Here is a 25,110-nt window from a genome sequence, read left to right as displayed (position 1 = left end):
CCTACCCGAGCCGCTCTTTACGACCCAGGATGCCCTGGGGCCGCACCAGCAGGATCACGATCATGATCAGCAGCGGGCCGATCTCCTTGATCGAGGCGGGTACGCCGAACAGCGGCCCGAGCTCGTAGACGAGCCCGATCACCAGCGAGCCGACGAGAGCGCCCCAGATCGTGCCGAGACCACCGAGGGTGACCGCGGCGAGGATGACCAGCAGGATCCGCATGCCCATGAAGCTGTTCACCTGCAGCTGCATCGCGTAGAGCACACCGGACAGCGCGGTCAGCGCTCCACCGATCACCCACGCGTTGGTGATGACGCCGTCGACCCGCAGGCCGGAGGACGCGGCCAGTGCCGGGTTGTCCGAGACCGCGCGCATCGCCTTGCCCATCCGGCTCTTGGCCAGCCACAGGCAGACCGCGGTGATCGTGATGATCGCGACGAGCACGATGACCACCTCGCGGTCGGCGAGCGAGAGGCCGAGGTAGTACCAGTGCTGCTCGCGCTGCTGGCCGTTGTACTGCGACAGCGACCGGGTCGAGGAGCCGTAGAAGTACTGGAACAGGTAGCGCAGGAAGATCGCCAGACCGATCGAGACGATCATCATCGCGATCAGGCCGGTGCCGCGCCGGCGCAGCGGGCCCCACAGGATCTTCTCCTGCGCGAAGCCACCCAGGCCACCGAGGAGGACCGCGATGATGCCGCCGATGAGCACCGAGACCGAGGCCAGAGCGCCGGTCTTGAAGACCTGGTCGAAGGTCCAGGCCATCAGCGCACCGAAGGTGAGCATCTCACCGTGGGCGAAGTTGGACAGGCCGGTCGTGCCGAAGATCAGCGAGAACCCGAGGGCGGCCAGGCACAGGACCAGGGCGAACACGATGCCCGCGCGCAGGTTCTGGGCGAGGTCCTTGCCGAAGTTCGACTCCTCACCGGCGGTGACCCCGATCGGGAAGATCGCCCGGTTGTTGGGCCCCTGGAAACGTACCTGGACGGTGGCCTCGCCCTTGGTGTTCTCGTCGAGGACCGTGCCTTCCGGGAGCGTCTTCTCGTCGAGGGTCACGGTGTACTTCCCGAGCTCCTCGACGACGATGATCGCCACACCCTTGTCGTCGGTGACGCCCTCGCCGGCCTTCTCGCCGTCCTTGCTGACCTCGAGGGTCACTCCCGGGATCGGTTTCGGATTGCCTTGGGCATCCTTGTTGGCCTCGTCCTGAAGCGTCACCTGGATCGCGGTGGCGTCCGGCGGTGGGGTCTCGGTTGCCTGTGCGGCACCCGGGCTCCCAACCAACAGCACCATCAGCGCACCGATGAGCGCGACGAGGACTCTGTAGAGCCGCTTGCGCACGTGGGTACTCCTGCCTGTGTGTCCTAAAGACGGACCCTGACACCAGCTGAATACGCTGGTCGGCCGGATCCGCGCGGGCAGTCTAGGCCGAGATCACCCACGAACAAGCCACAGGTTGACCCTCATCTGAGACCGCAACCGATCTGTGACGTGCCGTTTACACGGATTCAGGTACGTGGTCCGCTCACGCCGTGCTCGATGACGCCCTCGGCGACCTGACGCATCGACAGCCGCAGGTCCATCGCGGTCTTCTGGATCCACCGGAACGCGTCGGGCTCACTCAGCGTCAGGCCCTCCTGCAGGATGCCCTTGGCCCGGTCGACCGCCTTGCGAGTCTCCAGCCGGTCGGTCAGACCGGCGACCTCCCGCTCGAGCTGGGCGAGCTCCTGGAAACGGCTCACCGCCAGCTCGATCGCGGGCACCAGGTCGGTGATGTTGAACGGCTTGACCAGGTAGGCCATCGCACCCGCGTCGCGGGCCCGCTCGACCAGGTCACGCTGGGAGAACGCGGTCAGCATGACGACCGGCGCGATCCGGTCGCGCGCGATCGCCTCCGCCGCCGCGATCCCGTCGAGCACCGGCATCTTGACGTCGAGGATCACCAGGTCGGGTCTGTGCTCGGTGGCGAGCTCGATCGCGGCCTTGCCGTCGCCCGCCTCACCGATGACGTCGTAACCCTCCTCGGTGAGCATCTCCTTGAGGTCCATCCTGATCAGGACCTCGTCCTCCGCGATGACGACCGTACGCCGCGCCTGGCTCTCCGGGGTGCTGCTGGGGTTGCTCTGCGTCACGAGCACAGACTAGGCCATCACGCGCCCGCACCGGCTACGTGATCTCAGACTCGGTCCGGTAAGTTTGCCCCATGCCAGGCCCGTACGCGGGCCCCGGAGCCCCGGTACTCCAACGGCAGAGAGGGCGGTCTCAAACACCGTATAGTGTCGGTTCGAATCCGACTCGGGGCACCAAACTCGTTCCTCCGTTCCACCAAGTTGTCGGTGGTCGAGTGCAGACTACGGGCATGTACGCAGGCCGCGTCCGCACTGAGGCACTCGCTCTCCTTCAGCAAGGCGCCTCGCTGTCGACAGTCGCGCGCTCAACTGGGGTGGCGCGGTCCACCATTCGCGAGTGGCGGGACCACGAGCCACGCAACAGGCCCGGTGCCTGCCCCCGATGCGACGATTTGCCGATCGACCAGGAAGCGTACGCAGCCCTTCTCGGCTTCTACCTCGGCGACGGCCACATCGCGAAGGCTGCCCGTTACTACTTCCTGCGTATCACCTGCGACGTGGCCCATCCGCAGATCATCGACGACGTGGTCGACCTGCTCGGTCGCGTCAGACCAGGCGGCAGAGTCTTCATGGTCAAGAAGTCCGGCTGCATGGACGTACAGCTGAACTGGCAGCACTGGCCCTGCCTCTTCCCCCAGCACGGCCCCGGCCGCAAGCACGATCGCGAGATCGCGCTGGAGCCATGGCAGCAGGAGATCGTGACCGCTCACCCCGGGCCGTTCCTACGCGGGCTGTTCCACTCAGACGGATGCCGGGTGAACAACTGGGCGACCCGAGTCGTCGCGGGAGAGAAGAAGCGCTATGAGTACGGCCGCTGGCAGTTCACCAACCACTCCGACGACATCCGCAACCTGTGCACCGCGACCCTCGATCTGGTCGACATCCCGTGGCGACAGTCCTCGTGGAAGACCATCAGCGTCTCGCGCCGCGAGGCGGTCGCGGCGCTCGACGCGTTGATCGGCCCGAAGACCTAACCCTTGCGCTCGTAAGCCGGCGCGACCTCGTTGATCGCGTCGCCGATGCGGTGGATGCGCAGGGCGTTGGTGGAGCCGGGGATGCCGGGAGGCGAGCCGGCGATGATCACTACGAGCTCGCCCTCCTCGACCCGGCCGAGCTTGAGCAGGTTCTCGTCGACCTGGCGGACCATCTCGTCGGTGTGCTCGACCTCGTCGGTGCGGAAGGTCTCGGTGCCCCAGCTGAGCGCGAGCTGGCTGCGTACGGCATCGGAGGGGGTGAAGGCGAGCAACGGGATCGCGCCGCGCAGCCGGGAGAGGCGGCGGGCGGAGTCACCGGAGGTGGTGAAGGCGACCAGGTATTTCGCGCCGACCCGGTCGGCGACCTCGGCGGCAGCCTTGGCGATGACGCCGGAGCGGGTGTGCGGGTCCCAGTCGATGGGGCTGAGCTCGGCGGCGCGGCTGCCTTCCGAGGAGAGGGCGTGGCGCTCGGTGGCGGCGATGATGCGGGCCATCGTCTCGACGGTGTGGATCGGATAGTCCCCCACGCTCGTCTCGGCGGAGAGCATCACCGCGTCGGCACCGTCGAGGACGGCGTTGGCGACGTCGTTGGCCTCGGCGCGGGTGGGCGCCGGGTTGGAGATCATCGAGTCGAGCATCTGGGTGGCGACGATGACCGGCTTGGCGTTGAGGCGGGCCAGCTCGATGATCCGCTTCTGCAGGAACGGGACCTCCTCGAGCGGGCACTCCACGCCGAGGTCGCCACGGGCCACCATGAACATGTCGAACGCGGCGATGACCTCGTCGAGGTTGTCGATCGCCTGCGGCTTCTCGATCTTGGCGATGACCGGGACGACGCGCCCCTCCTCGTCCATGATCTTGCGGACGTCCTCGTAGTCCCTCGCGTTGCGCACGAAGCTGAGCGCGATCATGTCGACGCCGAGCTTGAGCGCGAACCGGAGGTCCTCCTCGTCCTTCTCGGACAGGGCCGGCACGGAGACGGCGACGCCGGGCAGGTTGATGCCCTTGTTGTTGGAGACCGGCCCGCCGACCAGCACCTCGGTGTGGACCTCGGTGTCGTCGACCGCGGTGACCCGCAGGCGCAGCTTGCCGTCGTCGATCAGGATCGGGTCGCCGACCTTCACGTCACCGGGAAGGCCCTTGTACGTCGTCCCGCAGATCTCGTCGTCACCCTGCACGTCGCGCGTGGTGATCGTCCAGGCCTGGCCGCGGCGCAACGTCGCGGAGCCTTCCTTGAACCGCTCCAGCCGGATCTTGGGCCCCTGCAGGTCGGCGAAGATGCCGACGCTGTGCCCACTCGCTGCGGCCGCCTCCCGCACCAGCGCGTAGTTGCTGGAGTGGTCGTCGTGGGACCCGTGGCTCATGTTCATCCGGGCGACGTCCATGCCTGCGTAGACGAGCTCGCGGATGCGACGCTCCGTCCCGACGGCGGGTCCCAGGGTGCAGACGATCTTCGCTCTTCTCACGGGAGCCCAGACTACCCCTCTGGATCGTTCAAACCAGCACTCGGACCACGTCCTGATCAGGCCGTTCGCTCAATGTTTACGCCGCTACCGGCGGCTAGCCCGTCGCCGCAGGCCCCGGCAATGCACGTGTGCGACAAACTCCTCGCCACAAGTGTGTAGGAGCGGGGCCGGCCCGGTGGTAGCTGATCGCGAAGAGCAGTGCCGATCAGCGAGCCCGAAGTTCCTTGGCGATTGCCTTGGCGGCGTGTCTGGCTTGCTTGGCGGCGTACCCGATCTGTGCGGCACGTGGGACGAAGCCGATGAAGCGCAGCCCGGGTGCGGCGGGCACCTTGCCGGTGCTTGTGGGGCGGCCCTGATCGTCGAGCACGCCGAGGTGGCCGACCAGCTTCGCCAGCCCGCGCCTGAAGCCGGTCGCGCAGACGAGGACGTCAGGACGGATGATGCTGCCGTCGACCAGGTGCACGGTGTCATTGGTCAGCGAATCGACTGCGCCGACGACCTCGAAGGCACAGTCACGGATGGCGGTGATGACCTCGCGGTCGACGATCGCCGGAGCGACCCCGAGCCGCTCACTCCGGGCGAAGATCCCCTCTTCGGGTACGGGGAGTCCGAACTCGCTCAGGTCGCCGATGACGATTCGGCGTCCGAAGCGGGCGATGGCATCCGCGATCCGGATCGGCGAGTTGTGGAGAGGGATGGCGATCACGTCACCGGGCAGGCCAAGCGGGCCTTCGCGCAGCATGATGTTCGGCGGTGTTCGTACCGAAAGCCAGACCTTGCCTGCGCCGCCGGTGGCCAGGTCGAAGGCGAGCTCGAGGCCAGAGCTGCCGGATCCGACGACGAGGACCTTGCGCCCGGCGAAGGCAGTGGGGTTGGCGTAGTTCGAGGAGTGCACCAGGTCACCGGTCCACGACTCGCGACCGGGCCATTCGGGCACGAAGGGTTCGTGGTCGTAGCCCGTCGCCATGACGACCTGTGGAGCTTCGAAGGCACCGTCGGAGGTGATGACCCGCCAGCCGTCCCTGCTCCGCTCGATCCGCTCGGTCGAGCAGCCCAACCGCAGCTCGATGCCGCCGTCCGTGGCGTGCTGCTCGAGATGGGCGATCACCTGGTCGCGGGTTGGGTACGTCGGTGTTCCCTTGGGGTACGGGCGCTTCGGCAGGTGCGAGAACTGCCGTCCGGTGTTCAGGCAGAGTCGGTCGTAGCGACTGCGCCACGAGGAGCCGACCTGGTCGGCCATGTCGACCACCAGCGGCCGGATGCCGCGGTCGGCGAGCGCGACCGCGGCCGAGAGGCCCGAGGTCCCAGCGCCGATGATCACGACCTGTCGGGGGTGCATGTCAGGCCAGTGATCGGTTCGGGAGTGATGTCGTCCATGCCTCCACCATCAGCCTCCTGGACGCGGAGGTAACTCCCAGATTTCTGGGCTGTTCACCTGGCACTGCGGGCCTATCGTGGAACCATGGACGCCGACCGGCTCGCCGACCAGCTACGCGGCCTGGCCCGTGACGGTCTGGACTGGACCGACTACGTGGCCGCGGCCGACCAGAAGCTCAGTCGAGCCATCGACTTCGACCGGTCCTGCTGGCACACGGTCGATCCGGGCACGGTCTTGCTGACCAGCAGCGTCAATCGCGAGGTGAGCTGCAGCGGGTCGTGGCTCGCAGAGTTCGAGTACGTCGTCGAGGACGTGAACAAGTGGAGCTTCCTCGCACGCTCCGGCCGACTGGCCGGTTCCACGAGCCAAGCCACCCACGGCAGGTTGACGCGCAGCGCGCGCCATCGCTCACACCATGAGTTCGGCATCGGAGACGAGCTCCGGGGAAGCATGGTCGATCACGACGGCTACTGGGCCGCCGTCGGGCTGCTCCGCGATGATGGCCGTGCCTGGTTCGCCGACGAGGATGTCGCCCTGCTCGCCCGCCTCTCCGCCGTCATCGCCGCCGGCGCACGTCGGGCGCTGGTGAGCACGATCGCGGCCGGGGCGATGGCGGACTCGGTTGGCCCTGGGGTGGTGACCTTCGACGCCGACGGCAAGGTCGAGTCACTGACACCCACGGCCGTGCAGTGGATCGGGCTCATGCCCGAGAACCCGCCACCGGACACGCCCGGGGACTCCAAGGTCCTTCAGGCCGTAGCCGCCCGAGCCCGCAACGCGACGGATGGTGACCCCTTGGAGACGGCAGCACGCGCCCGCCTGCGAGCCGCCGACGGCACCTGGCTCCTGCTCTACGGCAGTCGGCTCAGCGGCGGCGAGGGTCGGACGGTGGTGGTCATCCAGCAGGCCTCGCCCTCGGAGGTCGCGCCGCTCGTTGCTCTCGCCTACGGACTGACTCCGCGCGAGGTGGACGTGACCCGCATGTGCATCGCCGGTCTCGCCACCAAGGAGATCGCCGCGCGGCTGCACCTGTCGGCGTACACGGTCCAGGACCACCTCAAGGCGATCTTCGAGAAGACGGGTGTGCGGTCGCGTGGAGCGCTGCTCGGGCAGGTATTTCTCGAGCACTACATTCCACGCTGGCAACCACTGGAGCANTCGATGTATCTGTCCGAGTCGACCTTGCGCGGCTACTGGATGGAGCTGGCCCAGCTGGTCTCGGAGTATCTGCGCGAGACCTCGCCCGGCGACATCGAGCACGCCCTCGGGCTGCGCCCGGGGGACCTGCTCGACCTCTGGCCAGGGTGACCCCTAGCTGCTGATCCCGCTCCACTTCCACGAACCGTCGGTGCCGACCCGGGTCGAGGCGGAGAAGGTCGTGCTGTGCCCGATCCCGCTGCTCTGGCGGATGCGCACCGCGTTGCCGGTCGTCGGGTTGATCAGCACGACGTCCTTGGCCGCGACCGCGCCGTCGGCGTCGTAGCAGTTGTGCACCGACATGTAGCGCCAGCCGGTGCCGAGGCTGCGGACGACGTACTTCTTCGCCTCCGCCGGGCGGTCGGGACGTACGACGATCTGCTCGAGCTTGTTGGTGCTCGGGTTGATCGAGTAGAGCAGGTTGTACATCACCCCGTTGTGGCTCGTCCACACGCCTGCGACGGTCGTGGTGCTCGGCAGGGTGACCGGGAGGTTCGTGACAGTACCGAGGCGAGCGCCCGCGCTGGAGTAGGAGATCGCGGTCTGCTGCACGACGCCTGTGCTCGTGACGCTGTAGACCGCCGTCGTCGGACCGTTCACGACCTTCTTGGGGCTCCAGCCGGTCACCGCGGTGCCGTTGGTGCGGTAGAGCTGCGTGGACTTGGTCTCGGTCAGCACGGACTGACCGTTGGTCCCGCCGAGGTTCACGGTGCGGCCGGTGCCGTCGGTGCCGGGCACGATGTAGCCGGTCTTCCAGGTGGTCTCGTCGCCGGCTCCGCCGATCTCGATCCAGGCCCGCGGCGACCAGGTGACCGTGCCGGCGCTGCGGTAGTTGCTGGTCACCGTGCTGTTCTTGATGCCGCGCTTGCGGATGTAGCCGCCCGCCTTGCCGTTGATCGAGCCGGAGCAGTTCACGGTGCCGGCCGCGGCCGCCGGCGAGCTCGCCGCTCCGAGCGCGGTGAGCGATCCAGCCAGCAGGGCCGTGCCCGCGATGGCGACCAGGGCTGAACGGCGCTGTCGAGTCTTGATCTTCATGCCGCCGAGGGTATGTCCCGCGACCCGTTCAGCGGTCCCAACGAATCCGCACAGTTCGAGACTTCTCAACGTCCACTGACTGGGCGAAATCGTCCCATAACCTGGACGACACGCTTCGGATGGGTAGCGTGGCTGCCATGTTCAAGAAGGTGTTGGTTGCCAACCGCGGCGAGATCGCGATCCGAGCTTTCCGTGCGGGCTTCGAGCTCGGGGCCAAGACGGTCGCCGTCTTCCCCTATGAGGACCGGGGCTCAGAGCACCGGCTGAAGGCCGATGAGGCCTACCAGATCGGAGAGCTCGGTCACCCGATCCGGGCCTATCTCGATCCAGACGCGATCGTCGAGGTCGCCAAGCAGAGCGGCGCGGACGCGATCTACCCCGGCTACGGGTTCCTCTCCGAGAACCCGGCGCTGGCCGAGGCCTGCGCTCGGGCGGGGATCACGTTCATCGGGCCGTCGGCGGAGGTTCTCACGCTCACCGGCAACAAGGCCACCGCCATCGCGGCGGCGAAGGCTGCCGGCGTACCGACCCTGCAGTCGGTCGAGCCGTCCACCGATGTCGACGCGCTCGTCTCCGCTGCCTCCGTCCTGCCCTACCCGCTGTTCGTGAAGGCGGTCGCGGGTGGCGGTGGTCGCGGGATGCGGCGGGTCGATTCCCCCGACAAACTGCGCGAGGCGGTCGAGACCTGCATGCGCGAGGGCGAGGCGGCCTTCGGCGACCCGACCGTCTTCATCGAGCAGGCCGTGGTCGAGCCGCGTCACATCGAGGTGCAGATCCTCGCCGACGGCGAGGGCAACGTCATCCACCTCTTCGAGCGTGACTGCTCGGTGCAGCGCCGCCACCAGAAGGTCGTGGAGATCGCTCCAGCCCCCAATCTCGACCCTGAGCTGCGCGAACGCATCTGCGCGGACGCGGTGCGGTTCGCCAAGGAGATCGGCTACTCCTGCGCCGGCACCGTCGAGTTCCTGCTCGACCCCGCGGGCAACTACGTCTTCATCGAGATGAACCCGCGCATCCAGGTCGAGCACACCGTGACCGAGGAGGTCACCGACGTCGACCTGGTCCGCTCGCAGATGCGGATCGCCTCCGGTGAGACGCTGGCCGACCTGGGGCTGACCCAGGACTCCGTGCAGCTCCGCGGCGCGGCGATGCAGTGCCGGATCACCACCGAGGACCCGGCCAACAACTTCCGCCCAGACACGGGCATGATCACCACCTACCGCTCCCCCGGCGGTGCCGGGATCCGCGTCGACGGCGGCACGACGTACGCCGGGGCCGAGGTCTCGCCCCACTTCGACTCGATGCTCGCCAAGCTCACCTGTCGTGGGCGCACCTTCGAGGACGCCGTCACCAGGGCCCGGCGGGCCGTGGCGGAGTTCCGTATCCGCGGGGTGGCGACGAACATCCCGTTCCTGCAGGCGCTGCTCGACGACCCTGACTTCATCTCGGGCTCGATCACGACCTCGTTCATCGAGACCCACCCGCAGCTGCTGACCGCGCGGGCCTCCGGTGACCGCGGCACCAAGCTGCTCACCTACCTGGCCGACGTGACCGTCAACCAGCCGTACGGCGCCGCGCCGGTCTCGCTCCACCCCGCCGAGAAGCTACCGAAGCTCGACCTTTCGGTCGCTCCGCCGGCAGGCTCGCGCGACCTTCTTCGCGAGCTCGGACCGGAGGGCTTCGCCGCCGCGCTGCGCACCCAGGAGCCGGTCGCGGTCACCGACACCACCTTCCGCGACGCCCACCAGTCGCTGCTGGCGACCCGGGTCCGCACCACCGACCTGCTCGGCGTCGCCGGCCATGTCGCCCGGCTGACGCCGCAGCTGTGGTCGCTGGAGGCATGGGGTGGGGCGACTTACGACGTGGCTCTCCGCTTCCTCTCCGAGGACCCGTGGGAGCGGCTGGCGAAGCTGCGCGAGGCGATCCCGAACATCAACCTGCAGATGCTGCTGCGCGGTCGCAACACCGTGGGCTACACGCCTTACCCGACCGAGGTCACCGACGCGTTCGTCTCGGAGGCCGCCGAGACCGGGATCGACGTGTTCCGGATCTTCGACGCGCTCAACGACGTGTCCCAGATGCGGCCGGCGATCGACGCGGTGCGGGCGACCGGGACGTCCGTCGCCGAGGTCGCGCTCTGCTACACAGGCGACCTCTCCTCGCCCGACGAGAAGCTCTACACGCTCGACTACTACCTGCGGCTGGCCGAGGAGATCGTCTCGGCCGGGGCGCACGTGCTGGCGATCAAGGACATGGCCGGGCTGCTGCGGGCGCCCGCCGCGCGCACCCTGGTCACGGCGCTCCGGGAGCGGTTCGACCTGCCGGTCCACCTGCACACCCATGACACCGCCGGTGGCCAGCTGGCCACGCTGACGGCCGCGATCGAGGCCGGCGTCGACGCCGTCGACGCCGCGACCGCGTCGATGGCCGGGACCACCTCCCAGCCGCCGCTCTCCTCGTTGGTGGCGGCGACCGACCACACCTCGCGTGCCACTGGCCTGTCGTTGGCGGCGGTCAACTCGCTCGAGCCCTACTGGGAGGCCGTACGCCGCGTCTACGCGCCCTTCGAGTCCGGACTGCCCGCGCCCACCGGCCGGGTCTACCGCCACGAGATCCCGGGCGGCCAGCTCTCCAACCTGCGCCAGCAGGCCATCGCGCTCGGGCTGGGCGAGAAGTTCGAGCAGATCGAGGACATGTACGCCGCGGCCAACCAGATTCTCGGCCGCGTCCCCAAGGTCACACCATCGTCCAAGGTCATCGGCGACCTGGCTCTGTCGTTGGTCGCCGCCGGTGCCGACCCGGCGGCCTTCGAGGCCGACCCGGCCGCGTACGACATCCCGGCCTCGGTCATCGGCTTCCTCAACGGGGAGCTCGGGGACCCGCCGGGCGGCTGGCCCGAGCCGTTCCGCAGCAAGGCGATCGCGAGTCGTGGGTGGCACCCGCCGGCACCGGCCCTGACGGCCGACGACGCCGCGGTGCTCGCCGGCCAGCAGCCCGGTGACCGGCGCGAGACGCTCAACCGGCTGCTCTTCCCCGGCCCGACGAAGGACTTCACCGAGGCCCGCTCGAAGTGGGGCGACGTATCGGTGATCTCGACCCTCGACTACCTCTACGGCCTGCGCGAGGGCGAGGAGCACACGGTCGAGCTCTCCGAGGGCAAGACGGTCATCTTCGGACTCACCGCGGTCTCCGAGCCCGACGAGCGCGGCATCCGCACCGTCATGGGGACGATCAACGGCCACCTGCGCCCGATCGGGGTGCGTGACCGCTCCGTCGCCGCCGAGGTCGCCGCCGCCGAGAAGGCCGACCCCGCCGTCCCCGGCCAGGTCGCAGCGCCGTTCCAGGGCGTCGTCACCATCTCGGTCGCGGCCGGCGAGTCGGTCAAGGCCGGCGACACCGTCGCCACCATCGAGGCCATGAAGATGGAGGCCGCCATCACCGCCCCCGTGGACGGCACCGTCTCCCGCCTCGCCTTCTCCGGCACCCAGGCCGTNGGACGGGTTGCGCCGACTCGGCATGACGTCAAAGTCGCTCAGTAGCGGTCGACGGCCGGCGGCTCCGGCAGCTCGTAGCCGGACTCACCGAGGTTGTCGTTGAACGCCTCTTCCCAAGCGCCGTCCTCGAAGGCCTGCTCGATCAGGTCGTTGATCTTGTCGCGGTCCTCGCTGCCCTTGGGCAGACCGACGCCGTAGTTCTCCTCGGAGAACGGCGCGCCGACGATCTTGAACTTGCCCGGGTCCTGCTGGGCGTAGCCCGCCAGGATGATGTCGTCGGTGGTCATCGCGTCGAGCTGGCCGCCATCGATCGCGGTGACGCACTTGCTGTAGGTGTCGAACTCCTGCAGCTGAACGCCCTTGGCGTACTCGTCCTTGACCTTCTGGGCCGAGGTCGAGCCGGTCACCGAGCACAGCTTCTTGCCGTCGAGCGTGTCGGGGCCGGTGATGTCGGTGTTGTCGGCAGCGACCAGAAGGTCCTGGCCGGCGATGTAGTAAGGACCGGCGAAGTCGACCTCGGCCTTGCGCTCATCGGTGATCGAGTACGTCGCCAGGATCATGTCGACGGTGCCGTCCTTGAGGAAGGTCTCGCGGTTGGCGGAGACGGCCTCGACCCACTCGATCTGGTCCTCGTCGTAGCCGAGGCCCTCGGCGATGTACTCCGCCATGTCGACGTCGAAGCCGGAGTAGTCACCGTCGGCCTCCTTGAAACCGAGGCCCGGCTGGTCGAACTTGATGCCGATCTTGATCTTGTCGCCGCCGGCGTCGGAGCCGGTGTCGTCGCTACCACCACAGGCAGCGAGCGAGCCCGTGAGCGCGAGAGCGCCCAGGGTCGCGGCGATCTTCGTGAACTTCATCGTTTCCACCTTCTGGAATTAAGGGTTGGTGCGTTGCAGGGTTCGCGAGCTCAGGGCTCACCCGAGACGTACGTTCAGTGCTTGAGGATCTTGCCGAGGAAGTCCTTGGCGCGCTCGGACTGCGGGTTGTCGAAGAACTCGCTCGGGGTGTTCGACTCGACGATCTGGCCATCGGCCATGAAGACGACGCGGTCGGCGGCGACGCGGGCGAAGCCCATCTCGTGGGTGACCACGATCATGGTCATGCCCTCCTTGGCGAGGCTGACCATGACGTCGAGCACCTCCTTGACCATCTCCGGGTCGAGCGCGGAGGTGGGCTCGTCGAAGAGCATCACCTGGGGCTTCATCGCCAGCGCCCGGGCGATGGCGACGCGCTGCTGCTGACCACCGGAGAGCTGAGCAGGGTACTTGCTCGCCTGGACGCCCACGCCGACGCGGTCGAGCAGCTTCGTGGCCTCGGCCTCAGCCTCGGCCTTCTTCAGCTTGCGCACCTTCATCGGGCCGAGCGTGACGTTCTGCAGGATCGTCTTGTGCGCGAAGAGGTTGAAGCTCTGGAAGACCATCCCGACCTCGGCGCGCAGCTTGGCCAGGCCCTTGCCCTCCGCGGGCAGTTCCTTGCCGTCGAGCTTGATCGTGCCGGAGTCGATCGTCTCCAAGCGGTTGATCGCGCGGCAGAGAGTCGACTTCCCCGAGCCCGACGGCCCGATCACCACGACGACCTCACCACGCTTGATCTCCAAGTTGATGTCCCGGAGCACGTGCAGGTCGCCGTAGTGCTTGTCGACATGGTCAAGAACCACCAAGGCGTCTCCCGAAGGTGCGCTGGCGGGTTCGGTGTCAAGCACGGTCATGCCGCAGACCTAACCACATCCTGCATTGCACATCTATGACTTGGCCCCCGGGATCGGTTACAACCAGATAACCAACAAGATCTGGTACGCCCGCTGCGCCGGTCATCCGCGCTGGATTCCTCGACGCGGCCCCTGCGGTCGTACGCTTGAAGGCGCCATGACTACGTCGATCGCCTCTGGCTCCGCTTCGGCGGTGCGCACCTACGAAGTCCGCACCTACGGGTGCCAGATGAACGTCCACGACTCCGAGCGCCTCTCCGGGCTGCTGGAGGATGCTGGCTATCTGAAGGCGACCGAGGGCACGCAGGCCGACGTGGTCGTCTTCAACACCTGCGCGGTCCGGGAGAACGCCGACAACAAGCTCTACGGCAACCTCTCCCACCTGGCCCCGATCAAGGAGGCCAACCCGGACCTCCAGATCGCCGTCGGCGGCTGCCTCGCGCAGAAGGACCGCGCGACGATCACGAAGAAGGCGCCGTACGTCGACGTGGTGTTCGGGACGCACAACATCGGCTCGCTCCCGGTGCTGCTCGAGCGGGCCCGGGTGCAGGAGGAGGCCCAGGTCGAGATCCTGGAATCCCTCGAGGTCTTCCCGTCCACGCTGCCGACCAAGCGCGAGTCGGCCTATGCCGCCTGGGTGTCGGTGAGCGTGGGCTGCAACAACACCTGCACCTTCTGCATCGTCCCGAGCCTGCGCGGCAAGGAGAAGGACCGGCGACCTGGCGAGATCCTCGCCGAGATCGAAGCGCTGGTCGCCGAGGGTGTCACCGAGGTGACCCTGCTGGGTCAGAACGTCAACGCCTACGGCGTGGAGTTCGGCGACCGGCAGGCCTTCTCGAAGCTGTTGCGCGCCTGCGGCGAGATCGAGGGGCTGGAGCGGGTCCGGTTCACCAGCCCGCACCCGGCCGAGTTCACCGACGACGTGATCGAGGCGATGGCCGAGACGCCCAACGTGATGCCGTCGCTGCACATGCCGCTGCAGTCCGGCTCCGACCGCGTCCTCAAGGCGATGCGCCGCTCCTACCGGTCGACCAAGTTCCTCGGCATCATCGAGCGCGTCCGGGCGGCGATCCCGCACGCGGCGATCACCACCGACATCATCGTCGGCTTCCCGGGCGAGACCGAGGAGGACTTCCAGGCCACCCTCGACGTGGTCCGCGAGTCGCGCTTCGCCTCCGCCTTCACGTTCCAGTACTCCAAGCGTCCCGGCACCCCCGCCGCCGATCTCCCCGACCAGATCTCTCCGGAGGTCGTCAAGGACCGCTACGGCCGGCTCGTCGACCTCGTCAACGAGATCGCCTACGAGGAGAACAAGAAGAACGTCGGACGTACGCTCGAGCTGATGGTCGCCGAGGGCGAGGGTCGCAAGGATGCCGAGACCCACCGGCTCTCCGGTCGCGCTCCCGACAACCGTCTGGTCCACTTCAATGCGGCCGGGGCCGAGGGCGTACGTCCCGGCGACATGGTGAAGGTCGAGGTCACTTACGCGGCTCCGCACCACCTGGTCGCCGACAACCCCGTGCTCGAGGTACGCCGCACCCGTTCCGGTGACGCCTGGGAGGCGCGCCAGGGCCGACCCGAGCCCGAGGCCGCTTCGGTCGGGCTCGGCATGCCGTCGGTCGGAGTGCCCGCTCCGCTGCCGGCTGCGCCGGCGTGTGGCTGAGCCGGCCGCGCCGGCCAGCGGCTGATCGTTCGGTTTGCCGTTACGCGAACAGCAAATTCTCCGTAACACCGTTCCCCCTGAGGGTATTCCTGCTCTAGCCTGAGGCAACTTGTCTCAGGAAGGGATACCCCCATGTCGATTCCCAAGCTGGTCAACAGAGCAGCGGCGATGGGCGCACTCGGTGTTCTCGTGGCATCAGGCCTGGCGGCCGCGGCCCCCGCGGGCGCTATGCAGGCGTCCGCAGGAGGAGATGCCTGCTTCGACCCGCACGAGGTCGGCGCCGCCCGCGTCGCCGAAGGGGCCAAGCAGGTCCGCGACACGAACCATCTGACCGCGAAGCAGGCCGAGGCCAAGGAGCAGGCGCTCTCCAGCGCGCTGGCCGCGCAGGGGAAGAAGAGCGGCACCGCCAACCTCGCCGCGACGACCATCCCGACCTACATCCATGTCATCCAGGAGGACGCCACCACCGGCGTCGTTCCGCAGGCGAACATCGACGCCCAGATCGACGTGCTCAACGCGGCGTACGCCGGCACGCCGTTCTCCTTCGAGGTGGCCGGCCAGGAGACCACGATCAACCCGGCCTGGTACCCGATCATCTCCGGCTCGACCGGGGAGCGGGACATGAAGGCGGCCCTGCGCCAGGGCGGCGACAACGCGCTCAACGTCTACATCGGCGAGATCGACGACGGCCTGCTCGGCTGGGCGACCTTCCCGACCAAGAACATCGGGTCGCAGGACGGTGTGGTCATCCTCGGCGAATCGCTGCCGGGTGGCTCGGCGGCGCCGTACGACGAGGGCGACACGGCCACCCACGAGGTCGGCCACTGGCTGCACCTCTACCACACCTTCCAGGGCGGCTGTCGCGGCAAGGGCGACCAGGTCGCCGACACCCCGGCCGAGGCCGCGCCGGCCTTCGGCTGCCCGGAGGGCTCCGACACCTGCACGGCGCCGGGCCTCGACCCGATCCACAACTTCATGGACTACACCGAGGACGCGTGCATGGACGAGTTCACGCCGGGTCAGGTGCAGCGCATGATCGACGGATGGGTCGCGTACCGCGCCTGATCCGAGTCCTCACTGCGACGTAAACGCGAGGCGGGGAGCAACCCGGTCTGGGTCGCTCCCCGCCTCGAGGCGTATGGAGGGCTCAGTTGCCGCCGTCCAGCTTCTCTGCCTCGTTCTTCGCAGTCTCGACGCCCTGGTCGATCTGGTCGCTGAACTTGCCACCGGTCTTCTCGTCGGCGAACTCGCCGGCCTTGTCCAGGCCCTCGCCGACCTTGTCGGCTCCGACCTTGTCGACGCCCTGCCCGATGAGATCCTTTGCCTTGTCCAAGAAGCTCATGCTTCCCCCTCTGGATGGTGACTCCCCGTATGAGCCAACTTGCGGCCAGACTAACTGCATGGAGTACGACAGCAACAGGGGGACACGCGACCCGGATGGTGCACATGGACTACGCGACTTGGGATCTTTTCCCCTGTCTGCCACCCCGATCGTGGCCGTCGTCGGAGCCACCGCGGCAGGGAAGACGTCGCTCTCCCTCGACCTCGCCGAGACCCTCGGCGGCGAGATCATCAACACCGACGCGATGCAGGTCTACCGCGGTATGGACATCGGGACGGCGAAGCTGCCGGTCGCGGAGCGACGCGGGATCCCGCACCATCTGCTCGACCTCCTCGACATCGCCGAACCTGCCTCCGTCGCCGATTTCCAGGCGCTGGCGCGCGAGGAGATCGCGACGCTTCGCAAGGCTGGGAAGACACCCGTCCTGGTCGGCGGCAGCGCCCTCTACACGCGAGCGATCCTGGACCGGTTCGAGTTCCCCGGGACCTCGAACGAGGTGCGCGAGCGTCTGGAGAAGGAGCTCGAAACCGCAGGTGAGAAGGCACTTCACGACCGTCTGCGAGCTCTGGACCCGGTCGCGGCCGAGCGGATCGAGATCGACAACGGTCGCCGTGTCGTACGCGCTCTCGAGGTCATCGAGCTGACCGGCGAGCCGTTCAGCGCACGACTGCCCGAGCAGGTCTACCACGACCCGGCCTCCATCCAGATCGGCGTCGACATCTCCCGAGAAGCACTGGACGTACGCATCCGGCAGCGGGTCTCGGAGATGTTCGAGTCCGGCTTCGTCGACGAGGTCGCGCGGCTCCTGGAGGCGGGTCTGGGGCGGTCGCGGACCGCGTCGAAGGCCATCGGCTACAAGGAGGCCGCTGCCTATCTCGCGGGGGAGACGACGCTGGAGGAGGCCATGGAGAGAACGGCCATCAAGACCAGGCAGTTCGCACGCCGGCAGGACGCCTGGTTCCGCAAGGATCCGCGGGTCGTGTGGGTCTCGTACGACGATCCGTCCCGTCTGGAGAAGGCCGTCGCGGCCGTGCGGGCGGTGGCACCGTGAGCATGAGCGAGCGTCAGCGAGCGACAATCGGCTTCAGGCCGTCGCGTCCGTATCCTTGCCTTTGTCCAACGGAGGCGACGGCATGAACGAGCGGGACCGGCTGAGGGAACTGTTGGATGCGGTGCTCGACGGGGCCGACGCCGGAGAGCCGCGCACGCTGGCGCAGATGGCCGGCGACGCCTACACCTCGCCCTATCACTTCAATCGGCTGCTCTCCCGGGGCGCGGGCGAGCCGCCGGTGGCGATGCGGCGGCGGGTGATGCTGGAGCGGGCCGCGTGGCAGCTGCAGCACGGTGGCACGGTGACCGATGCCGCCTGGGCCGCCGGCTACGAGTCGGTGGAGGGGTTCTCGCGGGCCTATGCGAAGGCCTTCGGGCACCCGCCGAGCACCGCCGCGGTCAGCCACTGGCTGCCGGCGCCGAACGGGATCCACTTCCATCCGCCGGAGTCGCTGTGGGTCGACTCCCAGGAGCGGGTGCTCTCTCCGTTGACCGAGCAGCTCGTCATGCACGACCTCGACGACACCAGAGCCTTGCTCGACCTCGCCAAAGGCCTGCCCGCGGAGGTGCTCACCCAGGTGCGGCTGGCCGGCCACGAGGTGCTGGAGTGGGACGGTCCGGAGGAGTCGCTCGCGCAGGTCCTCGAGGCGACGGTGTGGGCCAAGGAGTGCTGGGTGGCCTCGATCGAGGGCCTCGCGATGCCGGTCCGGAGCCGCACGGTCTCGGTCGTCGCTCTCGTCGAGCGGCACGAGGCCGTGGCGGCACGGTGGTTGGCGGTCGTACGCGACATCGAGCGGCGCGGGGCCTGGGAGGACCGGCTCATCGACGCTCTCTGCGAGCCGCCGGAGAGCTTCCAGATCGGGTCGGTGGTCGCCCACGTCCTGACGTACGCAGCCCATCGGCGTCTGCTGGCCCGGATGATGCTCCGGATGGCCGGTGTCGAGGTCGACCGGGGCGACCCGATCGAGTGGCTGCGGGCCCGCCGGGGCGAGGTACCGACGGTCTGAGCGACGGGCGAAATGATTCGGCCGCCCGCGCACCCGCCTCGTACCCTGAGGCCGTGACCCCTACCTGGACTGAGATCAGCACAATCGAGGAGCTCGTCGACCTGGTCGGCGTCCCGCACGAGCGGGCGGCGACCAAGGGGCGCCCGGCGCTCCTCGACATCGACAGGCAGTGGCTCGCCGCGACGCCGTTCTGCGTGCTCGCGACCTCGGACGCCGCCGGCAACTGCGATGCCTCGCCCAAGGGAGACCCGGCCGGGTCGCTGGTGCACGTCATCGACGACAGGACGATCGCGATCGCGGAGCGGCCGGGCAACAAGCGCGTCGACGGCTACCGCAACGTACTCGCCAACCCGCACGTGGGGCTCAACTTCCTGATCCCTGGCCGCGGCGACACGCTGCGGATCAACGGCCGTGCCCGGCTGGTCTCGGACGCACCGTTCTTCGACGAGATGGTCGTGAAGGGGAAGCGGCCGATCCTCGCCCTGGTCGTCGACATCGACGACATCTTCTTCCACTGCGCGAAGGCGTTCCTGCGCTCGGGCCTGTGGGACCCGGAGACGTGGGACCCCGACCACCTCCCCAAGCGTGCGGTCATCGCCAAGCAGGTCGAGAACGACCCGCGTACGCTTGCGGAGATGGAGGACTACTACCGCACCGACACCTACTCGAAGTTCCTCTACTGATGTCCTACACGTATCTGAAGGGACACGGCACGGAGAACGACTTCGTGCTGCTGCCCGACGTCGACGGGGCGGTGCACGGCGCCCTCTCGGACGAGGAGATGGCCGACCGGGTCCGGGCGCTGTGCGACCGCCGGGCCGGCATCGGCGGCGACGGGATCCTGCGGGTGATCCGGACCGCCGCCTACACCGGTGAGGACCGTCCGGTCAGCGACGCCGAGTGGTTCATGGACTACCGCAACGCCGACGGCACCCGGGCCGAGATGTGCGGCAACGGCACCCGGGTCTTCGCGGAGTATCTGCGCTCCGCCGGGCTCGCCGGCGACGAGGTCACCTTCGCGACCCGGGCCGGCGACAAGATCCTCCGGGCGTCGGGAGACGTCTGGACCGCCGACCTGGGCTCGCCGAAGCTGCTCGGGTCGACCCAGGTCACCGTCGCCCACCACTTCTGGTCGGCCTGCAACGTCGACATGGGCAACCCGCACGCCGCCGCCGAGGTCGACTCGATCGACCCTCACGGCCCGGTCGGTGACCTCTACGACTCCCCGATCTTCGACGAGGCGGTCTACCCGCACGGGGTCAACGTGGAGTTCTTCGAACGCGTCGCCGAGCGTCACGTCGCCATGCGGGTCTTCGAGCGCGGCGCGGGCGAGACCCGCTCGTGTGGCACCGGAGCCTGCGCGGTGATGGTCGCGGCCGCCGAGGCCGACGGTCTCGCGATCGCGCGCGATGCTGATGTGACGTACCGGGTCGATGTCCCTGGCGGCACGCTCCACGTCACCTGGACGACCGACGACCGGGTGCTGCTCACCGGGCCGGCGGTCCTGATCGCCGAGGGCACCACCGCGCTCTGACTGCGAGACGGTTAACGGGTATTCACCACCGTGAGGGTGGTCACGTCTATGGTGCTGCCCATGGAGTTGACTGATAGCACAGCGATCGTGACCGGTGCGGCCAGTGGGATCGGGGCGGCGACCGCCCGGGCGCTGGCGGCCAAGGGCGCGACGGTGATCGTCGCGGACATGCAGAAGGACAAGGGCGAGGCCCTGGCGGAGGAGATCAAGGGCCTGTTCGTGCCCGTCGATGTCACCGACACCGACCAGATCACCAACGCCGTGGAGCGGGCCGTGGAGATCGCGCCGCTGAAGGCGGTGGTCAACTCGGCCGGGATCGGCTGGGCGCAGCGCACCATCGGCCGCGACGGCGAGATCGGCTCGGCGCACGACCTGGATGCGTACAAGAAGGTCATCGCGATCAACCTGATCGGCACCTTCGACATGTGCCGCCAGGCCGCGACCTACATCAGCCGCAACGAGCCGGACGCCAACGGGCAGCGAGGCGCGATCGTCAACCTCGCCAGCGTGGCGGCCTTCGACGGCCAGATCGGACAGGTCTCCTACTCCTCGTCCAAGGGCGGCGTCGTCGGCCTCACCCTCCCGCTCGCGCGCGACCTCGCCGCGGTCGGCATCCGCGTCAACACCGTCGCCCCGGGGCTGATCGACACCCCGATCTACGGCGAGGGCCCGGAGTCGGAGGCGTTCAAGGCCAAGCTCGGCGAGAGCGTGCTGTTCCCGCACCGGCTCGGTGAGCCGGCCGAGCTGGCCAGCATGGTCGTGGAGTGTCTGACCAACGACTACATGAACGGCGAGACGATCCGCGTCGACGGTGGCATCCGGATGCCACCGAAGTAAACAAGACTCAAGAAGTACCCCGACGGCTGGCGCACCGCTAATGTGTGCGCCAGCCGCGGACCGTTTCAGACCGCTCCGCGGATGTCGGAGCAAGGAGTTCGCATGTCCGATAAGGCGGACACCAGTACGTCGAAGGCGCTCGCGATCATCGATCCCGGCGAGCCCACGGGGCCGGCGGGAACGGGCGAGCCCCCGCGCGAGCCACGACTGACGCGGGAGACGATCGGAGTGATCGCCGGTGCGGCCGGCGTCCTGGCCGTGTGCCTGATCGCGACCGCGCTGGTCGCCAACGGCAACGCGGACTCGACCGACGACCGGACCTGTCTCGGCCCGGAGATGACGGTCGCGGTGGCCCCCGAGGCGGCGACCGTCGTGGGCAACATCCTCGAGGACGCCGGCTGTGGCCAGATCGAGGTCGAGGCGACCAAGGCCGACCAGGTCCTTCAGCCGCTGGCGCTCGACGGCGATCTCCCCGATGTGTGGATCCCTGACTCCTCGGTCTGGCTGGACCGGATCGACCCGGCCGTCGAGCCGGTGACGCTGCGGGCCTCAATGGCCTCCTCGCCGGTCGTGCTCGTCTCCGGCGACGGGCTCACCCGCACCTCCTACGCCGAGGCCTTCGCCGAGGACGACCTGCTGATGGGCGACCCCCAGCGGATGATGAGCGCGCTCGGCACGGCCGTCGCGAGCCAGGGAAAGCCCCAGACCGAGGCCAAGCTGGAGCCGTACGCAGAGCGGCTCGCCTCCGGTGAGGAGGGTGCCGGGCCGACCGACTCGGGACGCCTGGCCGAGCTGCAGACGGTCATGGGCGGAGTGACCGCGACCAGCGAGCAGCAGTGGTCGACGTACGCGCCGACGCTGAAGGCCAGTGCCCCGAAGGAGGGCACGGTGGTCCTCGACTACCCGGTCCTGATCACCGCGGACGCCTCGCGCCGCAACTCGATCGCCGCCTCGATCACCAGCTTCGCCAGGGTGCTCGACAGCGGCGCCGCCGACACCGCGCTGACCCAGGCCGGGTTCCGCACCACCGGAGCCGGCAAGCCGGCGCCCAACGTGGGCGCGTACACCCGCGTCGACTCGGCCGCGGTGACGGAGACGGCCTCGGAGTGGAACGCCAGACTTCGGCCGACCCGGGCGATCGCGGTCATGGACGTCTCCGGCTCGATGGCATGGCCGGCCGCCCCCGACAGCGCCACCACCCGCCTCCAGCTCACCCAGGACGCGGCCTCGGAGGCCGTCGATCTCCTTCCCGGTGGCGCCGCGATCGGGCTCTGGGCCTTCTCCGAGAAGACCGAGGGCACGCTGGGCGCCGACCACAAGGTGCTCGTCCCCACCCGTCAGCTGGCATCGAAGAACCAGCGCGCTCAGCTGACCGAGGAGATCGCCGGTCTCACCGAGCGCACCGGCGGCGGCACCTCCCTGCACGACACCGCCCTGGCGGCCTATCAGGCCGCGGTCGCCTCCTACGACCCGCTGGCCTCCAACGACGTGCTCCTCTTCACCGACGGCACCAACGACGACCCCGACTCGATGGACGTGGCAGAGCTCCTACGCCAGCTCGAGGCCGCCTCCGACCCGCGGCGGCCGGTCCGCGTCCTGGGGATCGGGATCACCGCCGACGCCGACCTCGGCACGCTGCAGGCGATCGCCGATGCGACCGGCGGGGCTGCGTACGTCGCCGAGCGGCCGGAGGACATCGGGAAGGTCCTTCGAGAGGTGCTCGAGCAGCGCTGAGACCGGCCCCGGATCGGGCCTGTGGATAAGCATTGTCCCCCGGGTGGTGCGGCGCCGTATCCTTGTTGGTATATGACGAACAACGCACACGATTTCTCACTCGCTGACGAGCTCGAGGCCACCGAGGACTGGGACGCGCTCGACGACAGCTTCGAGAGTGGCTACGCCGACGAGGATCCCGAAGACATCGACCCCACTGTCGGTGCGATGGAGCTCGCCGAGCGGCACGCGCTCAAGCGCGTCGCGAGCCTGCGCACCGAGCTCGAGGACATCACCGAGGTCGAATACCGCCAGCTTCGCCTGGAGCGAGTGGTGCTCGTGGGCGTGTGGGCCGGTGGCACCCAGACTGACGCCGAGAACTCCCTGGCCGAGCTCGCGCTCCTCGCCGAGACGGCCGGTTCGGAGGTGCTCGAGGCGATCTACCAGCGTCGCCAGGCGCCCGACCCCGCGACGTACATCGGACGCGGCAAGGTCGAGGCGCTCAAGGAGATCGTCGCCGCGACCGGCGCCGACACCGTGATCGCCGACGGCGAGCTCGCGCCGAGCCAGCTCAGGAACCTCGAGGACCGCACCGGGGTCAAGGTCGTCGACCGGACCGCGCTGATCCTCGACATCTTCGCCCAGCACGCCAAGTCCCGTGAGGGCCAGGCGCAGGTGGAGCTCGCCCAGCTCAGCTACATGAAGCAGCGGCTTCGTGGTTGGGGTGGCAACCTGTCCCGCCAGGCCGGTGGCCGTGTCGCCGGCGGTGCCGGAATCGGTGGCCGTGGTCCCGGTGAGACCAAGATCGAGACCGACCGCCGCCGGATCAACACCAAGATCGCCAAGCTCAACCGTGAGCTCAAGGCGATGAAGGGCACCCGCGACACCAAGCGTGCCGACCGCAAGCGCCACCACATCCCGGCGGTCGCGATCGCCGGCTACACCAACGCCGGCAAGTCGTCGCTGCTCAACCGGCTCACCGGTGCCGGGGTGCTCGTCGAGGACGCGCTCTTCGCGACCCTGGACCCGACCACCCGCCGCACCACCACCGAGGACGGCCGGGTCTACACGATGTCCGACACCGTCGGGTTCGTGCGCCACCTGCCCCACCAGCTCGTCGAGGCCTTCCGCTCGACGCTGGAGGAGGTCGCCGACGCCGACCTGGTCGTGCACGTCGTCGACGGCTCCCACCCCGACCCCGAGGGTCAGCTGGCCGCGGTGCGTGAGGTCTTCGCCGAGATCGGCGCCAGCGAGGTGCCGGAGCTGGTCGTGATCAACAAGGCCGACATCTCCGACCCGCTGGTGATCGCCAGGCTGCTGCGCGCCGAGCCTCACTCGGTCGCGGTCTCGGCCAAGACCGGCGAGGGCATCGACGCGGCCATCGAGGCCGTCGAGACCGACCTGCCGCGTCCGGGCGTCGAGTTCTCCGCGCTGGTTCCCTACGAGCGGGGTGACCTGGTCAACCGGATCCACCAGCACGGCGAGATCGACCACCTCGAGCACACCGCCGAAGGCACCGTCGTCAAGGGCCGCGCCAACGCGGACCTGGCCGGTGAGCTGGCTGCGTANCGCATGCTGCTTCTCCACCGCCTTGGCCGAACCAGCATGGACAGCCTCGTCAAGACGACGCTCCAGCTCGGCCAGCTTCCCGGCAGTCGTGTGCAGATCGATGACTGGCTCGTTTGTCGGTTCGGCGCTCACGTTGCTCCTTTGCACTTCGTGCGGTCTGGGGGTCAATCTAATCCCGTGCCACCTTTCGCGATGCGACGCCCGTCACTTGACCGCACCCGGCTCGATGCGTTGCCGGGGGGATGGCGCGTCGAGATCCTCGACGAGACGCCGTCGACCAATGCCGCGCTGGCCGAGCGTGCGCGCTCGGGCGAGGCGCCGGGCCTGGTGATCACCACCGAGCACCAGACCGCCGGCCGCGGGCGCCTGGACCGGGGCTGGATCACCCCGGCGCGATCGGCGCTGACGGTCTCGGCACTGCTGCGGCCCTCGCCCTCGATCCCGGTCGAGCGGTGGCCATGGCTGCCCCTGATGACCGGCGTCGCGGTCGCATCGGTGCTGCGGAAGAAGGGGTACGCAGCCGGGCTGAAGTGGCCCAACGACGTGCTCATCGAGGGTCGCAAAGTCTGCGGGATCCTGATCGAGCGCATCGAAGGGCCCGAGGGTGCGGCCGCCGTGATCGGGTTCGGGCTCAACACCTCGTTGACGCGCGAGGAGCTGCCGGTCGAGACCGCCACCTCGTTGGAGCTGGAGAGCGGTGCGCCCGTCGACCGCACCGAGATGCTTGCCGCGCTGCTGGAGGAGCTGGGTGCTGCGTACGAGATCTGGGGGTCGGACCCCGCCGAGCTCGCCCGCCGCTACCGGGAGCTGTCGGTGACCGTCGGTGAGCAGGTGCGCGCCGAGCTGCCGGGCGGGGAGGTCTGGGAGGGCGTGGCCACCGACATCGACGACTTCGGCCGCCTGGTCATCGCCACCGACGAGGGGTCCCGGGTGGTCGGCGCGGGCGACGTCATCCACGCCCGGCTCCGTCCGCGGTCGTGACGGACAGTTGTGACGGACTGTTGTGACGAGCC

20 protein-coding genes, 1 tRNA gene and 2 pseudogenes are annotated in these 25,110 nt (G+C 68.7%); 14 read left to right on the top strand and 9 right to left on the bottom strand.

Features of this window, described 5'->3' with window-relative positions:
• Position 1: 1 nt before the first annotated feature.
• Together ACFX43_RS15095 and ACFX43_RS15090 are read right to left on the bottom strand one after the other, a co-directional pair.
• Positions 2-1,342 carry a hypothetical protein gene (locus tag ACFX43_RS15095; RefSeq protein ID WP_378826695.1) on the bottom strand — a complete coding sequence of 447 codons (1,341 nt, stop codon included), beginning with the start codon at positions 1,340-1,342 and terminating at the stop codon, positions 2-4.
• Between the two features lie 167 nt (positions 1,343-1,509).
• A complete protein-coding gene (locus ACFX43_RS15090) occupies positions 1,510-2,139 on the bottom strand; it encodes an ANTAR domain-containing response regulator (protein WP_378826689.1) in 630 nt (209 codons plus the stop codon).
• 92 nt (positions 2,140-2,231) lie between these two features.
• On the opposite strand from ACFX43_RS15090, the gene ACFX43_RS15085 reads away from it, so the two are divergent.
• Positions 2,232-2,307 (top strand) — tRNA-Leu (locus ACFX43_RS15085).
• Positions 2,308-2,522: 215 nt separating this feature from the next.
• Positions 2,523-3,104, top strand: a complete 582-nt coding sequence (locus ACFX43_RS15080; RefSeq protein WP_378826676.1) for a transcriptional regulator — start codon at positions 2,523-2,525, stop codon at positions 3,102-3,104.
• Here ACFX43_RS15080 and pyk read toward each other — a convergent pair.
• Both pyk and ACFX43_RS15070 read right to left on the bottom strand, forming a co-directional pair.
• On the bottom strand, positions 3,101-4,570 hold the full coding sequence (gene pyk / locus ACFX43_RS15075; protein ID WP_378826666.1) for a pyruvate kinase: 1,470 nt from the start codon (positions 4,568-4,570) through the stop codon (positions 3,101-3,103). The genes ACFX43_RS15080 and pyk overlap by 4 nt on opposite strands.
• A 205-nt stretch (positions 4,571-4,775) precedes the next feature.
• Entirely contained in the window at positions 4,776-5,909 is a 1,134-nt protein-coding gene (locus ACFX43_RS15070) for a flavin-containing monooxygenase (RefSeq protein ID WP_378826657.1), read from the bottom strand.
• A gap of 123 nt (positions 5,910-6,032) precedes the next feature.
• On the opposite strand from ACFX43_RS15070, the gene ACFX43_RS15065 reads away from it, so the two are divergent.
• Positions 6,033-7,256: a helix-turn-helix transcriptional regulator gene (locus ACFX43_RS15065; RefSeq protein WP_378826646.1), complete on the top strand. Its 1,224-nt coding sequence runs from the start codon at positions 6,033-6,035 to the stop codon at positions 7,254-7,256.
• 3 nt (positions 7,257-7,259) lie between these two features.
• Here the strand turns inward: ACFX43_RS15065 and ACFX43_RS15060 are convergent, their stop codons facing one another.
• A complete protein-coding gene (locus ACFX43_RS15060; RefSeq protein WP_378826625.1) occupies positions 7,260-8,180 on the bottom strand; it encodes a hypothetical protein in 921 nt (306 codons plus the stop codon).
• Positions 8,181-8,317: 137 nt separating this feature from the next.
• Between ACFX43_RS15060 and ACFX43_RS15055 the strand changes: the two genes are divergently transcribed.
• On the top strand, positions 8,318-11,719 hold the full coding sequence (locus tag ACFX43_RS15055) for a pyruvate carboxylase (protein ID WP_378826614.1): 3,402 nt from the start codon (positions 8,318-8,320) through the stop codon (positions 11,717-11,719).
• On the opposite strand, the gene ACFX43_RS15050 is transcribed toward ACFX43_RS15055, so the two are convergent.
• Positions 11,713-12,531, bottom strand: a complete 819-nt coding sequence (locus ACFX43_RS15050; RefSeq protein ID WP_378826596.1) for a glutamate ABC transporter substrate-binding protein — start codon at positions 12,529-12,531, stop codon at positions 11,713-11,715. The genes ACFX43_RS15055 and ACFX43_RS15050 overlap by 7 nt on opposite strands.
• Before the next feature lie 74 nt (positions 12,532-12,605).
• Complete coding sequence (locus tag ACFX43_RS15045) at positions 12,606-13,382, bottom strand: amino acid ABC transporter ATP-binding protein (RefSeq protein WP_378826586.1); 777 nt, start codon at positions 13,380-13,382, stop codon at positions 12,606-12,608.
• Positions 13,383-13,539: 157 nt separating this feature from the next.
• Here ACFX43_RS15045 and miaB point away from each other — a divergent pair, with 157 nt between their 5' ends.
• Together miaB and ACFX43_RS15035 are read left to right on the top strand one after the other, a co-directional pair.
• Positions 13,540-15,045 (top strand): tRNA (N6-isopentenyl adenosine(37)-C2)-methylthiotransferase MiaB, encoded by a 1,506-nt coding sequence (gene miaB, locus ACFX43_RS15040; protein ID WP_378826574.1) that lies wholly within the window; start codon positions 13,540-13,542, stop codon positions 15,043-15,045.
• A gap of 132 nt (positions 15,046-15,177) precedes the next feature.
• Positions 15,178-16,110, top strand: a complete 933-nt coding sequence (locus tag ACFX43_RS15035) for a zinc metalloprotease (protein WP_378826551.1) — start codon at positions 15,178-15,180, stop codon at positions 16,108-16,110.
• 82 nt (positions 16,111-16,192) lie between these two features.
• Here the strand turns inward: ACFX43_RS15035 and ACFX43_RS15030 are convergent, their stop codons facing one another.
• A complete protein-coding gene (locus ACFX43_RS15030; protein ID WP_091051581.1) occupies positions 16,193-16,387 on the bottom strand; it encodes an antitoxin in 195 nt (64 codons plus the stop codon).
• A gap of 118 nt (positions 16,388-16,505) precedes the next feature.
• On the opposite strand from ACFX43_RS15030, the gene miaA reads away from it, so the two are divergent.
• The 7 genes and pseudogenes from miaA to hflX form a co-directional block, all read left to right on the top strand.
• Positions 16,506-17,438: a tRNA (adenosine(37)-N6)-dimethylallyltransferase MiaA gene (gene miaA, locus ACFX43_RS15025; RefSeq protein WP_378826530.1), complete on the top strand. Its 933-nt coding sequence runs from the start codon at positions 16,506-16,508 to the stop codon at positions 17,436-17,438.
• Between the two features lie 82 nt (positions 17,439-17,520).
• Positions 17,521-18,444, top strand: coding sequence for a helix-turn-helix transcriptional regulator (locus tag ACFX43_RS15020; RefSeq protein ID WP_378826511.1), 924 nt, complete (start codon positions 17,521-17,523; stop codon positions 18,442-18,444).
• Positions 18,445-18,497: 53 nt separating this feature from the next.
• Positions 18,498-19,127: a pyridoxamine 5'-phosphate oxidase family protein gene (locus tag ACFX43_RS15015; RefSeq protein WP_378826492.1), complete on the top strand. Its 630-nt coding sequence runs from the start codon at positions 18,498-18,500 to the stop codon at positions 19,125-19,127.
• The gene (dapF, locus tag ACFX43_RS15010; protein WP_378826485.1) at positions 19,127-19,978 is read left to right on the top strand and encodes a diaminopimelate epimerase; all 852 of its coding nucleotides are present in this window, start codon (positions 19,127-19,129) and stop codon (positions 19,976-19,978) included. The genes ACFX43_RS15015 and dapF overlap by 1 nt, the downstream gene beginning before the upstream one ends.
• A 60-nt stretch (positions 19,979-20,038) precedes the next feature.
• On the top strand, positions 20,039-20,815 hold the full coding sequence (locus ACFX43_RS15005) for an SDR family NAD(P)-dependent oxidoreductase (protein ID WP_378826466.1): 777 nt from the start codon (positions 20,039-20,041) through the stop codon (positions 20,813-20,815).
• A 102-nt stretch (positions 20,816-20,917) separates the two neighbouring features.
• Entirely contained in the window at positions 20,918-22,549 is a 1,632-nt protein-coding gene (locus tag ACFX43_RS15000; RefSeq protein ID WP_378826445.1) for a VWA domain-containing protein, read from the top strand.
• Positions 22,550-22,621: 72 nt separating this feature from the next.
• Positions 22,622-24,088: pseudogene (hflX, locus tag ACFX43_RS14995) on the top strand (GTPase HflX); the annotation flags it as partial.
• Here hflX and ACFX43_RS14990 read toward each other — a convergent pair.
• Positions 24,038-24,229: pseudogene (locus ACFX43_RS14990) on the bottom strand (methylmalonyl-CoA carboxyltransferase); the annotation flags it as partial. The pseudogenes hflX and ACFX43_RS14990 overlap by 51 nt on opposite strands.
• 60 nt (positions 24,230-24,289) lie before the next feature.
• Here ACFX43_RS14990 and ACFX43_RS14985 point away from each other — a divergent pair.
• Positions 24,290-25,078 (top strand): biotin--[acetyl-CoA-carboxylase] ligase, encoded by a 789-nt coding sequence (locus ACFX43_RS14985; RefSeq protein WP_378840908.1) that lies wholly within the window; start codon positions 24,290-24,292, stop codon positions 25,076-25,078.
• Positions 25,079-25,110 lie beyond the last annotated feature (32 nt).

This window comes from Nocardioides sp. YIM B13467 (assembly GCF_042788075.1).
Taxonomy (GTDB): Bacteria; Actinomycetota; Actinomycetes; order Propionibacteriales; family Nocardioidaceae; genus Nocardioides.
The sequence above is the reverse complement of the archived record's forward strand: the minus strand, read 5'-3'. Positions and strand labels throughout refer to the sequence as shown.

What these genes read in the sequence shown, in the direction of transcription:
- dapF (WP_378826485.1), top strand. Translation starts at nt 19,127, where the DNA reads ATGTCCTACACGTATCTGAAGGGACACGGCACGGAGAACGACTTCGTG.
- ACFX43_RS15035 (WP_378826551.1), top strand. Translation starts at nt 15,178, where the DNA reads ATGTCGATTCCCAAGCTGGTCAACAGAGCAGCGGCGATGGGCGCACTC.
- miaB (WP_378826574.1), top strand. Translation starts at nt 13,540, where the DNA reads ATGACTACGTCGATCGCCTCTGGCTCCGCTTCGGCGGTGCGCACCTAC.
- ACFX43_RS15045 (WP_378826586.1), bottom strand. Translation starts at nt 13,382, where the DNA reads ATGACCGTGCTTGACACCGAACCCGCCAGCGCACCTTCGGGAGACGCC.
- ACFX43_RS15050 (WP_378826596.1), bottom strand. Translation starts at nt 12,531, where the DNA reads ATGAAGTTCACGAAGATCGCCGCGACCCTGGGCGCTCTCGCGCTCACG.
- ACFX43_RS15005 (WP_378826466.1), top strand. Translation starts at nt 20,039, where the DNA reads ATGGAGTTGACTGATAGCACAGCGATCGTGACCGGTGCGGCCAGTGGG.
- ACFX43_RS15000 (WP_378826445.1), top strand. Translation starts at nt 20,918, where the DNA reads ATGTCCGATAAGGCGGACACCAGTACGTCGAAGGCGCTCGCGATCATC.
- ACFX43_RS14985 (WP_378840908.1), top strand. Translation starts at nt 24,290, where the DNA reads ATGCGACGCCCGTCACTTGACCGCACCCGGCTCGATGCGTTGCCGGGG.
- ACFX43_RS15020 (WP_378826511.1), top strand. Translation starts at nt 17,521, where the DNA reads ATGAACGAGCGGGACCGGCTGAGGGAACTGTTGGATGCGGTGCTCGAC.
- ACFX43_RS15030 (WP_091051581.1), bottom strand. Translation starts at nt 16,387, where the DNA reads ATGAGCTTCTTGGACAAGGCAAAGGATCTCATCGGGCAGGGCGTCGAC.
- ACFX43_RS15070 (WP_378826657.1), bottom strand. Translation starts at nt 5,909, where the DNA reads ATGCACCCCCGACAGGTCGTGATCATCGGCGCTGGGACCTCGGGCCTC.
- ACFX43_RS15060 (WP_378826625.1), bottom strand. Translation starts at nt 8,180, where the DNA reads ATGAAGATCAAGACTCGACAGCGCCGTTCAGCCCTGGTCGCCATCGCG.